General features: G+C 56.5%; 14 protein-coding genes. 8 read left to right on the top strand and 6 right to left on the bottom strand.

Translation table 11 applies throughout. From position 1 onward, the window contains the following. Positions 1-41: 41 nt before the first annotated feature. Positions 42-596 (top strand): GNAT family N-acetyltransferase, encoded by a 555-nt coding sequence (locus OTG14_RS11260; protein ID WP_024908153.1) that lies wholly within the window; start codon positions 42-44, stop codon positions 594-596. Between the two features lie 94 nt (positions 597-690). Here the strand turns inward: OTG14_RS11260 and pbpG are convergent, their stop codons facing one another. After that, positions 691-1,614 (bottom strand): D-alanyl-D-alanine endopeptidase, encoded by a 924-nt coding sequence (pbpG, locus tag OTG14_RS11265; protein WP_024908154.1) that lies wholly within the window; start codon positions 1,612-1,614, stop codon positions 691-693. Positions 1,615-1,781: 167 nt separating this feature from the next. Further along, positions 1,782-2,369: a Yip1 family protein gene (locus OTG14_RS11270; protein WP_023312454.1), complete on the bottom strand. Its 588-nt coding sequence runs from the start codon at positions 2,367-2,369 to the stop codon at positions 1,782-1,784. A 157-nt stretch (positions 2,370-2,526) separates the two neighbouring features. Between OTG14_RS11270 and OTG14_RS11275 the strand changes: the two genes are divergently transcribed. After that, complete coding sequence (locus OTG14_RS11275) at positions 2,527-3,099, top strand: DedA family protein (RefSeq protein ID WP_032646544.1); 573 nt, start codon at positions 2,527-2,529, stop codon at positions 3,097-3,099. A gap of 82 nt (positions 3,100-3,181) precedes the next feature. Here the strand turns inward: OTG14_RS11275 and OTG14_RS11280 are convergent, their stop codons facing one another. The 4 genes from OTG14_RS11280 to OTG14_RS11295 all read right to left on the bottom strand — a co-directional run bounded on the left by OTG14_RS11280 (position 3,182) and on the right by OTG14_RS11295 (position 7,315). Next, complete coding sequence (locus OTG14_RS11280; RefSeq protein ID WP_024908156.1) at positions 3,182-3,946, bottom strand: SDR family oxidoreductase; 765 nt, start codon at positions 3,944-3,946, stop codon at positions 3,182-3,184. A 50-nt stretch (positions 3,947-3,996) separates the two neighbouring features. Continuing rightward, complete coding sequence (mdtQ, locus tag OTG14_RS11285) at positions 3,997-5,415, bottom strand: multidrug resistance outer membrane protein MdtQ (protein WP_267215073.1); 1,419 nt, start codon at positions 5,413-5,415, stop codon at positions 3,997-3,999. A gap of 128 nt (positions 5,416-5,543) precedes the next feature. Further along, positions 5,544-6,476, bottom strand: a complete 933-nt coding sequence (gene dusC / locus OTG14_RS11290) for a tRNA dihydrouridine(16) synthase DusC (protein ID WP_267215074.1) — start codon at positions 6,474-6,476, stop codon at positions 5,544-5,546. A gap of 41 nt (positions 6,477-6,517) precedes the next feature. After that, on the bottom strand, positions 6,518-7,315 hold the full coding sequence (locus OTG14_RS11295) for an AraC family transcriptional regulator (protein ID WP_148769715.1): 798 nt from the start codon (positions 7,313-7,315) through the stop codon (positions 6,518-6,520). A gap of 59 nt (positions 7,316-7,374) precedes the next feature. Here OTG14_RS11295 and OTG14_RS11300 point away from each other — a divergent pair, with 59 nt between their 5' ends. The 6 genes from OTG14_RS11300 (at position 7,375) to OTG14_RS11325 (ending at position 12,727) form a co-directional block, all read left to right on the top strand. Then, positions 7,375-8,079 carry a type 1 glutamine amidotransferase gene (locus tag OTG14_RS11300; protein WP_267215075.1) on the top strand — a complete coding sequence of 235 codons (705 nt, stop codon included), beginning with the start codon at positions 7,375-7,377 and terminating at the stop codon, positions 8,077-8,079. Positions 8,080-8,269: 190 nt separating this feature from the next. Continuing rightward, positions 8,270-8,665 (top strand): CidA/LrgA family protein, encoded by a 396-nt coding sequence (locus tag OTG14_RS11305; protein ID WP_014884558.1) that lies wholly within the window; start codon positions 8,270-8,272, stop codon positions 8,663-8,665. Continuing rightward, positions 8,662-9,357: a CidB/LrgB family autolysis modulator gene (locus tag OTG14_RS11310; RefSeq protein WP_024908161.1), complete on the top strand. Its 696-nt coding sequence runs from the start codon at positions 8,662-8,664 to the stop codon at positions 9,355-9,357. The genes OTG14_RS11305 and OTG14_RS11310 overlap by 4 nt, the downstream gene beginning before the upstream one ends. Before the next feature lie 129 nt (positions 9,358-9,486). Continuing rightward, positions 9,487-10,371 (top strand): cytidine deaminase, encoded by an 885-nt coding sequence (gene cdd, locus OTG14_RS11315; RefSeq protein WP_267215076.1) that lies wholly within the window; start codon positions 9,487-9,489, stop codon positions 10,369-10,371. Between the two features lie 126 nt (positions 10,372-10,497). Next, entirely contained in the window at positions 10,498-11,214 is a 717-nt protein-coding gene (gene sanA, locus OTG14_RS11320) for an outer membrane permeability protein SanA (protein WP_008500918.1), read from the top strand. A gap of 124 nt (positions 11,215-11,338) precedes the next feature. Then, positions 11,339-12,727 carry a glutamine synthetase family protein gene (locus OTG14_RS11325; RefSeq protein WP_267215213.1) on the top strand — a complete coding sequence of 463 codons (1,389 nt, stop codon included), beginning with the start codon at positions 11,339-11,341 and terminating at the stop codon, positions 12,725-12,727. The last annotated feature ends 31 nt before the right edge of the window (positions 12,728-12,758 follow it).

The following is a 12,758-nucleotide window of genomic DNA, read 5'->3' on the forward strand; positions in this document are numbered from 1 at the left end:
AAACGTTTCTCCGGCTTTCTATAACGAGGAGCAGGCTCATCATGTCGGCTATTGATGTTTTATCCGAGACCGAACTGGAAGTGCGCGATGCCCTTCCCGATGATGTGCATGCCATCGCCGCGATCTATGCCTGGCATGTGCTTCACGGGCGCGCGTCATTTGAAGAAGTCCCCCCCACTATCGACGAAATGCGTCATCGAATGAAAAGCGTGGCTGAGAATGGTTTACCGTGGCTTATCGCGCTGTATCGCGGCATCGTGGTGGGCTACTGCTACGCCACGCCTTACCGTCCGCGACACGCCTACCGCTATACCCTGGAAGAGTCGATTTACGTGGATGCCAGCATCACCGGGCGCGGTTTTGGCACGGCGTTAATGTCTGCGCTAATTGAACGCTGCGAACAAGGTCCGTGGCGGCAGATGATTGCCGTGGTGGGAGATGGCAATAATAATGCCGGTTCGTTACGCCTGCATAAAAAGCACGGCTTCGTGATTGTCGGTCAGCTGCGCAGCGTAGGCTATAAGAAAGGCGACTGGCGGGATACGGTGATTATGCAGCGCCCGCTCAACGATGGTGACTGGACGCTGCCGGAATAAAAGCAAAACGGTAACCTGGGTTACCGTTTTTAGTGTTTTCTCCCTCTCCCTGTGGGAGAGGGTCGGGGCGAGGGCATCAGCGCGCAGAGGCGCATCAGTCGTTCTGCGCCGTCGCCATCTGCTCCGCTTTCTGCTTTTTATACGTCAATGCGGCGGCCGGAACGGGCTGCACTTTTCCTGTTTCAATCCAGGTACGCAGGCGGCTCGCATCCGCAAAGTGCGTGTATTTGCCGAAGGCATCCATCACCACCAGCGCCACCGGCTTACCGTTAAACACCGTGCGCATCACCAGACAGTGCCCTGCCGCATTGGTAAAACCGGTTTTTGTTAACTGAATATTCCAGTTATCACGGTAAACCAGATGGTTAGTATTGCGGAACGGCAGCGTATAGGCCGGGTTCGCAAAGGTCGCCATCTCTTCACGGGTGGTACTGAGCTGACCAATCAGCGGGTACTGTTTGCTGGCAATCAGCAGTTTCGTCAGATCGCGGGCCGTGGAGACGTTGCTGATCGACAGACCCGTCGGTTCAACATAATGCGTATTGTTCATCCCCAGCGATTTGGCTTTGGCGTTCATCGCGCGGATAAACGCGTCGTAGCCGCCCGGATAATGGTGCGCCAGGCTCGCCGCCGCGCGGTTTTCAGACGACATCAGCGCCAGCAGCAGCATATTTTTACGGCTGATTTCACTGTTCAGCCGCACGCGGGAGTAGATCCCTTTCATCTCCGGCGTGTGGCTGATATCCACTTTCAGCTTTTCGTCCAGCGGCAGATGGGCATCAAGCACCACCATCGCGGTCATTAATTTGGTAATCGAGGCGATCGGGCGCACCAGGTCCGGGTGGCTGGCGTAGATCACCTTATTGGTGTTGAGATCGACAATCATCGCGCTGCCTGAAGCAATTTGCGGTTGGGCAGCGGCAGCGGTCACCGCGGGCGTTTTGGCGACGGCCGGCACGGCAGCGGACGCACCCAGCAACAGCGCCAGGCTAAGTAAAGAGACTCGGAATTTCAGCATGGTGAGACTTCTGATAATTATTCACGCACGTCATGACGTACACCGCCTGTATCAACGGATAAACACAGGCTGGCTTCGGCATCATAGCCGTCAGCGGGCGTTGTCGCCAGAGGATAATCGTGAACAGATGCTGCATTGCTGGCATTTACGCCAGCAATGCAGTGAACTCAGAAGAGACGGTATCCATAACCCCAAAGGATCACCGTCAGCGCCAGTAGCGCCTCCAGCACCAGCACCCCGATAGCGAGTGTTGAACTGGAAAAACTCAGGCCTTCTTCTTTATTGATATTCAGGAAGGTTGGAACCCCCAGATACAGCAGATACCCGGTGTAAAAGAGGGCAATGGTACCGATCAGCGCGCACAGCCAGACCAGTGGATAGAGCGCAACAATACCGCTTAAGAACAGCGGGGTCGCGACATATCCGGCAAAGACCATACAGTGCGCCAGCGATGGACGTTGTGGGTAGTTACGCGCCATCCAGTGAATGACTCGCCCCATGACCGCCACACCCGCCAGCATCAGACCATAAAAGACGATGGCCAGATAGAGTCCGGTAAACCAGGAAAGCTGAACCACGGTGCCGTCACCGAAGTTCCAGCCGATTTGTGTCGTTCCGATAAAAGCGCATATTACCGGCACCGCAGCCATCAGCAGCACGTGGTGCGTGTAATGATGCGAGACCGTTTCGTTCTCACTTTTAATGACATGCATTTCACGATCGGGATGGGAGAAAAGTCCCCAGACATGGTTCATAGCGCCCCCTTGTTGTCGGCCCGTCAGCGATACCTTAAGTATAATGCAGGCTTTAGATTATTTTATGTACAGTGGGAAATTTCCGTTGATTTCCCCGCTGTTGATTCATGGGGTATATGATTAAACGAGGTACGCAGAGGGAGATAACAGTTACGTAATGGATATTAACGCACTCATTGAACAATATGGCTATGCCGCGCTGGTCATTGGTAGCGTGGCAGAAGGCGAAACCATCACCCTGTTAGGCGGCGTCGCCGCGCATCAGGGATTGCTGAAATTCCCGCTGGTCGTCGCCGCGGTTGCGCTGGGGGGGATGATTGGCGATCAGCTGCTCTACTTTCTCGGGCTGCGCTTCGGGCCAACGCTGCTTAAGCGTTTCACAAAGCATCAGAAGAAAATTCGCCGCGCTCAGCGGCTCATTCAACGCCACCCCTATCTGTTCGTCATTGGCACGCGCTTTATGTATGGCTTTCGCATTATCGGGCCGATACTCATTGGTGCCAGCCATCTGCCACCAAAAATTTTCCTGCCGCTCAATATTGTGGGTGCGATTGCCTGGGCGCTGATCTTTACGACGCTCGGTTATGTGGGGGGCGAAGTGATTGCGCCCTGGCTGCATAATCTCGACCAGCACCTCAAGCACTGGGCGTGGCTGATTCTGGTGGTCGTGGCGGTGATTGGGGTTCGACTGTGGCTGAAGCAACGGGAAAAGAGGCGGGATGAGGAGTGAGTGCGGCCTGATGCTCTCACCCTAACCCTCTCCCACAGGGAGAGGGAACTAAAAACACCCTCTCTCACAGGGAGAGGGGAACCTACCCCTCCGGCTTAAACTGCGGGTTCGCCAGCATAAAGCCCCCGTCGACGATAAACGATTGCCCCGTTGTATAGCTGGCGTCGCTGTCGCACAGCCACGCGACCAGGCTGGCAATCTCTTTGGTATGGCCCGGTCTTGCCAGCGGGATTTCCGGCATTGAACCGTCCTTCACTTCGCTGTCGTCCATGTCATTCATCGGCGTAGCAATGGCACCCGGTGCGACGGCGTTCACCAGAATATTGTGCTTAACCAGCTCCATCGCCATGGATTTGGTTAACCCGCCGAGCGCGTGTTTCGCCGCCGTATAGGCGCTGGCCTCAGGAAGCGGCGTGTGCTCATGCACCGAGGTGATGTTCACAATCCGCCCCCCTTTCCCCTGCTTCACCATCTGCCTTGCGGCAATTTGTGAACAGAGAAACGCGCCGTCCACGTCGACGGTGAAAATATTCCGCCAGTCGTCAAACGGCATCTCGAGGAACGGCGCTTTGGTCATCGCCCCTGCATTATTGACCAGCACGTCCAGCCGACCAAAACGCGCAATCAGCGTTTCAATAGCCTCAGCGCCTTCCGGCAGCGTGCTTAAATCAAGATGGATAGCCTCCGCGCGCTGCCCCTGCGCTTCAACTTCGCGGCAGGTTTCCAGCGCCCCTTTCTCATCCGAGTGCCAGGTGACGCCAATATCAAACCCGCGCTCAGCCAGCATCAGGGCCGTGGTTTTCCCAATCCCGGAATCCGATGCGGTAACAATCGCTACTCTGGTCATACTCACCTCCTGAAAAACTGCAAAGAGGTAAGTATAGATAATGGCCTTTTTTAGCCATGATGATAGCCACCGCCCAGCGCCGAGGTCAGCTGCAGGGTAGCGTCGACATATTGCCCCTTCAGCAGCACGCCTTCGAGGTGCTCTTTGAGGGCCGGTATTCTGGCTTCACTGACACGGGAGCCCGCAATAATCCCCGCGCTGAAACGCGCCTGTGCCAGCGCCACAACCCGTGCCGCATCTTTTTCAACCTGCTGCTGTTGGCCGTTCTTCGCCATCAGCGTTTCGACTTCGCTGGCGGTGCGTGCCACCTGATTGACGGCCTCCACCACCGCTTTGTTGTAGTTGGCTACCGAAAGGTTGTTCTGCGCCTGAGCGATATCCAGGCTGGCGTTCAGCCTGCCGCTGTCAAAAATTGGCAGCGTCAGCCCGGCGGTGACGCCCATCTGCTGCGCGGATGAACGGAACAGATCGCTCAGGTGGAGGGCATCCTGCTGTAAGAACGCCATCAGGTTCACGTCAGGATAGAACGCCGCTCTGGCGGCCTCTACCTCGCTCATGGAGGCTTCGATATACCAGTGCGCCTCCTGAAGATCCGGACGGCGTGCCAGCAGTTCATATCCGAGCGTCGACGGTAACGAGGCTTCCACCGTCGGCAAGGCGTGCCGCGTTAGCTTCACGGAGGAGGAGTTCGTCAGCGCGACCAGACGCGCCTCTATGGCTTTCATCTTCCCGTTGACCTCGGCCAGCTGCTCTTCGGTTTTGCTGGCGTTGATATCCGTTTCGACACCCTCCACGGAGGAGGTGATGCCGTGCTGGTACAGCTCGCGATCGGCACCGATAATATTGTCCTGCTCATGTTTGATCTGCGCGAGAACCTCCCCCACGGCGGCCTGCGTTTGCCATTCCCAGTAAAGCCGCGCCACGCTGCTGGCCAGCAGCTGACGGGTCTGCTCCAGCTCCGCTTTTTGCGCATTCACTTTGCCAATCCGGGCTTCGACCTGCGCGCGATTTTTACCCCACAGATCGAGATCCCAGCCTGCGGTCAGGCCAAAGGTGCCGTTGGTGTACCACGGCCCGGTGGTCCCTGCCGCCGGGTCGGTAATGGCAAAGGGTCCCATCAGCCCTTCGGCGGACATTTTCTGACGTTCCGCATCGGCGGAAAAATCAATTTGCGGGCCGTCGGCAGCCATAGTGGCTTTTGCCTGGGCTTCGGCAAGCGTAATCCGCTGACGGGCAATCTGCATATCCGGCGCATCGCTTAATGCTTTCGCAATAAGCCCGTTAAGCTGGGGATCGTTATACGCCTTCCACCACGCATTTTTCGGCCAGTCGGTATAATGCAATGAGGTATTCACAGACTTGGCGGCCGGTTGTGTATTTAGCGGAGAGACGGTGGAATGTTCAGGTGCGCAGGCTGCCAGAATTAATGCAAAGGGGACACTCAGAGATAAAATAAGAGAACGTTTCATTACGCCATATACTCAAAAAATAAAGGCGAAAAATACGCTTGATACTATTTATTTTTTTAGTAATGCGTGGCAATCCGTAAATTGTTATACATTTACATAATCAGAAAATTATTCACCAAATGAATAAATTACTTTGACTGAATAACCCGTGCAATATCAGAGGACGTCTGTAATGTACGAATCTCCTGAAATAACCCCAGCGCTTCATCGTACTCTTTACGTAAATAACTCAGCCACTGCTTAATTCGCGCGACGTGATACAAACCGGTGTCCCCCTGCTTTTCCAGACGACTGTATTTTTGCAGCAGCGTGACGACGTCTGCCCAGGGCATACGCGGTTCGTTATATTTCACCACCCGGCTGAGGTTCGGCACATTCAGTGCGCCGCGGCCAATCATGACCGCATCGCAGCCGGTGGCATGCAGACAGGCCTGCGCGCTCTCGTAGTCCCAGATTTCGCCGTTGGCGATCACCGGAATGGTGAGGCGTTTGCGGATCTCACCGATCGCCTGCCAGTTAATACGATCGGCTTTGTAGCCTTCTTCTTTGGTACGGCCATGCACCACCAGCTCGGTGGCCCCGGCCTGCTGCACCGCATCGGCGATTTCAAACTGCCGCGCGTCGCTGTCCCACCCCAGGCGCACCTTAACCGTCACCGGCAAATGCGACGGCACGGCCTCGCGCATGGCTTTCGCGCCGCGATAAATCAGCTCAGGATCCTTCAGCAAGGTCGCCCCGCCGCCGCTGCCGTTGACCAGCTTAGACGGGCAGCCGCAGTTGAGATCCACCCCGTAAGAGCCCAGCTCAACCGCACGGGCAGCGTTTTCCGCCAGCCATTCCGGATACTGGCCAAGCAGCTGAATACGCACCAGCGTGCCGGAAGAGGTCCGGCTCTGGTTGTGCAGCTCGGGACACAGTCGGAAGAAGGCTTTTACCGGCAACAGCATATCGACCACGCGCAGAAACTCCGTCACGCAGAGATCGTAATCGTTCACCTCGGTCAGAAGCTCGCGCACGAGGGAGTCGAGCACGCCTTCCATTGGGGCCAGTAAAACACGCATAGCAGTACCTGTGAAAAAAGACGCGCTATAGTAGCCGCTCTCTATATCGCTGGGAAGCGCTTCTGTTCAGGCAGAAAGTCACCCGGCGTTGCCCCAACAATGGCGCGAAACGCCGCCGCAAATGCCGCCGGGCCGGAAAAGCCCAGCATCCAGGCCACCTGCTTAACCGGGTATCCGTTGGCGAGCAGGTCCAGCGAGGCACAAATCCTGGCACGCTGTCGCCAGGCCCGGAAGCTAAAGCCGGTATCGTTGATAAACGCGCGTGAAAACGTGCGTTCAGACATCGCGGCCCGTTCCGCCAGCCTTTCCAGAGAAAGATCCCAGAGATTGTTGGCAATGATGTCACAGGCAATGCGATGTAAGCGCTCATCCACGGGCATCGGTAATTCGGCCGAGATTTGCTGAGCTTCACTGAGGATATCGAGCAGCAAAACGGCCATGCTGCGCTGACTGGCTGGCCGGTATTCCGCGCTGAACAGCCCGGCAATCAGCTCTTTGAACAACGCTGTGGCCATAATCACATGAACCTCGTCTTTCCGTTTAAAAGGCTCGCATTGCGCTATCAGCGCCGGGCTAAACCAGACCGCGCGCAGCTCCGTTGTGGATAACACGCTGTAGGTATGCTCCTGAAAGGGAGGGATCCACAGCGCGCGCTGTGGCGGTATGACCCAGCGTTTGCTGCCGGTTTCGACCAGCATGACCCCTTTGATGGCAAACAAAAGTTGTCCCTGCGAATGCTGGTGAGGCGGATCGACTTCGCCGCGCGTATAGCGAATCGCCCCTCTTGACCATCCGATAGCATCGTCGTGAATTGGCGTTTTATCGATAACGGTTGGCATTTCACATTCCCCCCTTCCTCTTATGATGCTGCTTGTACATGTAACCAGAGAGAGACGCAATGCACATCCATTTTATTATTCATGAACATTTCGAGGCGCCAGGCGCCTATGAAATCTGGGGGAAAAGTCGCGGCTGCAGTCTGAGCTACACCAGAGTGTATCAGGGCGATCCTGTACCCGAAACGCCAGGGCACACAGACTTGCTCATCATCATGGGAGGCCCGCAGTCACCCGCCACCACGCGTGAGGAATGCCCCTGGTTTGATGCGCAGGCGGAAAAGACGCTCATCAGCCGCGCGATAGAGGCGGGTAAAACGGTGATTGGCGTTTGTCTGGGCTCGCAGCTTATCGGCGAAGCGCTGGGCGCAGCGTTTTGTCATAGCCCGGAAAAAGAGATCGGCAAATTCCCCATCAGGCTCACAGATGCAGGCAAGGCGAACCCGCTGTTTGAGGACTTTGGCAGCGTGCTGAACGTCGGTCACTGGCATAACGACATGCCAGGGTTGACGCCGCAGGCTAAGGTTCTGGCTTACAGCGAGGGCTGTCCCCGCCAGATTGTGCAATACAGCGAACGGGTTTACGGTTTCCAGTGCCATATGGAGCTAACGCCGGAGCTGGTAGAGTTGCTGATTGAGCATTCGCAGTGTGACCTCCGCCGCGCGGGTGAATTCCGTTTTGTCGAAACGGCAGAAAAACTCCGCTCGCATGATTATTGCGAAATGAACCAGGTGCTGTTTTCTTTTCTCGATAAACTGACCGCCTGACGCTGATGCCTTCTCTGGCACGCCGTTTCGCCAGCGCAATCCCTTTCCTCTAAACTGTAGCCTGCACCGGTAAGGTGATACCGGACGTTCCATTCCGGAATGTCTGGTATGCTCAAAATTCATGATGTGATCCATGGCACATTTTTAGGTTTAATTGTATGATGAATGCGTTTCAGCAAGGACTATCACCATGAGCAAATCATTGAACATTATCTGGCAATATCTGCGCGCATTCGTCCTGATTTACGCCTGTCTGTATGCCGGGATTTTCATCGCGTCGCTGCTGCCCATCACCATCCCCGGCAGCATTATCGGCATGCTGATCCTCTTCGTTTTGCTGGCGCTGCAAATCCTGCCCGCAAAATGGGTCAACCCCGGCTGCTTCGTCCTCATTCGCTATATGGCGCTGCTTTTCGTACCTATCGGCGTCGGGGTCATGCAGTATTTTGATTTGCTCAAGGCCCAGTTCGGCCCGATCGTGGTCTCCTGCGCGGTCAGTACGCTGGTGGTTTTCCTGGTGGTGAGCTGGAGTTCACATCTGGTGCATGGCGAACGTAACGTGATTGGGGAGAAAACAAAAAAATGATGGCCAATATCTGGTGGTCCCTGCCGCTCACCCTGGCAGTGTTCTTCGCCGCGCGCAAGCTTGCCGCACGTTTCAAAATGCCGTTGCTGAACCCGCTGCTGGTGGCAATGGTGGTGATTATCCCGTTCCTGCTGCTCACCGGCATTCCTTACGAACGCTACTTTGCCGGCAGCAAAATCTTAAACGACCTGCTGCAGCCCGCCGTCGTGGCGCTCGCCTTTCCTTTATACGAGCAGCTGCACCAGATCCGCGCCCGCTGGAAATCCATCATTACCATCTGTTTTGTCGGCAGCCTGGTGGCGATGATTACCGGTACGTCGGTGGCGCTGTTGATGGGGGCCTCGCCGCAAATTGCCGCCTCTATTCTGCCAAAATCGGTGACCACGCCTATCGCGATGGCGGTTGGGGGCAGCCTCGGCGGTATTCCGGCCATCAGCGCGATGTGCGTCATTTTCGTCGGTATTCTCGGCGCGGTGTTTGGCCACACCCTGCTGAACGCGATGCGTATTCATACTAAAGCGGCACGGGGGCTGTCGATGGGCACCGCCTCGCACGCGCTGGGCACGGCCCGCTGCGCGGAGCTGGATTATCAGGAAGGAGCGTTTAGCTCCCTGGCGCTGGTGATCTGCGGGATTATTACCTCTCTGCTGGCCCCGTTCATTTTCCCGCTTATTCTGGCAGTGATGGGCTAAAATTTGCGATGCGTCGCGCAAATTTCATTTTGATTTCATAAGTTGCATACATAATGAGAAGTGGATCACATATAAAGCCCTGACGGCTCCGTAAACTACCGATCCATTAACCTTTATGAGGCAAACGCCATGCACCCACGTTTTCAAGCTGCTTTCGCCCAGCTTGCAGAGAATTTGCAGTCAGCCCTTGCTCCCGTTCTGGCAGATGCGCACTTCCCCGCCCTGCTGACCGCGGAGCAGGTCACGATGCTGAAACAGGCAACGGGACTGGACGAAGACGCGCTGGCTTTCGCACTGCTTCCTCTGGCTGCCGCCTGCGCGCGGGCCGATCTCTCCCACTTCAACGTCGGGGCCATTGCGCGCGGCGTCAGCGGCACCTGGTACTTCGGCGGCAACATGGAGTTCCTGGGCGCAACCATGCAGCAGACCGTTCACGCCGAGCAGAGCGCCATCAGCCACGCCTGGCTGCGCGGTGAAAAAGCCCTGAGCGCCATTACCGTTAACTACACTCCGTGCGGCCACTGCCGTCAGTTTATGAACGAGCTGAACAGCGGGCTGCAGCTGCGCATCAATCTGCCAGGCCGCGCGCCGCACACGCTGGGGGATTATCTGCCTGACGCGTTTGGCCCGAAAGATCTGGAGATCAAAACCCTGCTGATGGACGATCAGAACCACGGTTTCGCCCTGTCCGGCGATGACCTGAGCCAGGCGGCGATTACCGCCGCCAACAAGAGCCACACGCCGTACAGCAAGTCCCCGAGCGGCGTGGCGCTGCAGTGCCGCGATGGCCGAATTTTCACCGGCAGCTATGCGGAAAACGCCGCGTTTAACCCAACGCTGCCGCCGCTGCAGGGCGCACTTAACCTGCTGAGCCTGAACGGCTATGACTATCCGGACATTCAGCGCGCCATTCTGGCCGAGATTGCCGATGCGCCGCTGATCCAGTGGGATGCCACTGCCGCAACGCTCAAAGCATTAGGCTGTACGACAATTGACCGCGTACTGCTGGCGTGATCCTTCCGGCGGGCAGAAATGCCCGCCAGTTTGCTGAAAAACCCCTCAGTTGAGTCGCTGTTTCTTGCGCTAACCAGGCGGGTAAAGTAGCCTGAGTTAAATTTCATCCACGCACGAGCCATCTGCATGTTAAAGCGCGTTTTTTACAGCCTGTCTGTCCTGGTCGGCATACTGCTGTTGATCGTGCTCGGTCTCGACCGCTGGATGAGCTGGAAAACCGCCCCCTACATCTTTGACGACCTGCAGGACCTGCCCTATCGTCAGGTTGGCGTGGTGCTCGGCACCGCCAAGTATTACCGCACCGGCGTCATCAACCAGTATTACCGTTACCGCATTCAGGGCGCGCTGAACGCCTACAACAGCGGCAAGGTGAACTACCTGCTGCTGAGCGGGGATAACGCCCTGCAAAGCTACAATGAACCGGTGACGATGCGTAAGGACCTGATTGCCGCGGGCGTGGATCCTGCCGATATCGTGCTCGACTACGCCGGGTTCCGCACCCTGGACTCCATCGTGCGCACGCGCAAAGTCTTCGACACCAACGACTTCATCATCATCACCCAACGCTTCCACTGCGAACGCGCGCTGTTTATCGCGCTGCACATGGGCATTCAGGCACAGTGCTATGCGGTGCCGTCGCCAAAAGATATGCTGAGCGTGCGCGTCCGCGAGTTCGGTGCCCGCTTTGGTGCCCTGGCCGATCTGTATATCTTCAAACGCGAACCGCGCTTTTTAGGCCCGCTGGTGCCGATTCCGGCGATGCATGAAGTGCCGGAAGACGCGCAGGGTTACCCGGCCGTCACGCCCGAGCAGCTGCTCGATATGCAGAAAAAAGAGAAATAACAGCACCGCCTTTATACTTTCTTTACGCCGGGCCTGACGCTTTTTATCTCCCCTTTACGTCGGCTCTTTTAAGCTGAGTTCACTGCCGCTACGGCTTCATTGAAGAATGACTATGAACTCGATAATGAATGCGTTTTTCCTCAAAAGTCTCCGTCCGTATTTTAACCTTCCCGGTTTATCACTTCCTGGCGCACTCAATTCCGGTCTCTGGCTTGATGAAAAAATTGACGCCCTGCAGCACAACATTTCAGTGGAAGTAGCCGATTACCTGGAACGTTACCCGCAGACGAAACATGTAGACGTTTACCTGAACGATATCAACGGTACGATGCGTGGCAAGCGTCTGTCGGTGGAGAGCATGCTGAGTCTGGAAAAAGGCTGTTACTTTCCCCTTTCGGTCTACTCGATGGATCAGAAGGGAAAAATCGCCGCCCCGCTTTATGATGAACCGGACCGGCTGTGCGTTCCGGTCGCCGGCTCCCTGCGTCCCTGTCCACAAGATCCGCAGCACAACGCGCAGATCCTGCTGACGATGAAAGACAGCGACGATAGTCCCTGCCCGCTTGAGCCGCGCGTGATACTGCAGAACGTACTGGCCCGCTTCCACCGGCACGGCCTTTTCCCGGTGATTGCCCCGGAAATCGAGTTCTATCTGACGGGACATGACGATCGGGATCCGCAAAATCAGGGCTGTTTTCATATGGATACCTCGTCGGCGCATGCCGCGCTGTTTGACGAGCTGGAGCAGCTGGCGCACCTGCAGCACATCCCGCTGTCAGGGGTCGTAGCGGAGGCCGAGTCCGGTCAGTACGAATTAAACCTGAAGCACAGCCATCGCGTCGTTGAGGTCTGCGATAACGTGCTGGCGCTGCGTCGCCTGACCCGATACGTTGCCGAAAAGCACGGCCTGCAGGCCAACTTTATGGCCAAGCCCTTCAGCGAACTTTCCGGCAGCGGCTTGCACTTCCATTTCAGCCTCAACGACAGCCGCGGCGAAAACGTCTTTGCTTCCCCGGTTAACGCGCTGAACAGCATGGTGCGTTTGTGCATCGCGGGCCAGCTGGCGCTGATGCCCGCCTCTATCGCCATTCTTGCGCCGGGCGTCAACGCGTTTCGTCGCCTGCGTAAAAACCTGACGGAACCCGTATTTAACTCCTGGGGCTATAACACCCGCTCCGCCGCCTTGCGTATTCCCTGCTCGGATGACCACAACCGTCGTATCGAGTACCGGCTGGCCGGGGCTGACGCCAATCCGTATCTGGTGGCTGCTACTATCCTGACCGGCATGCTATACGGGCTGGAAAATATCGACGAGGAGGAGTTGCCCGAACCGCAGCACGATCAACCTGAACTGCCGCTGTTTCAGCAGGAGGCGATTGAGACTTTTGCCCGCTGTCAGTACCTCACCGACACCCTGGGCGACGCCTTTTCCGAACAGTGGATCGCCTGCAAGCTCTCTGAACTGGACTGGTTTGAACGCATTGTGACCCGAGAAGAGTCACAGCTGGCATAAGGCATAAAAAAAGCCCGCTCGGTGAGCGGGC

The organism is Enterobacter pseudoroggenkampii (genome assembly GCF_026420145.1).
In the GTDB taxonomy this organism is placed as follows: Bacteria; Pseudomonadota; Gammaproteobacteria; order Enterobacterales; family Enterobacteriaceae; genus Enterobacter; species Enterobacter pseudoroggenkampii.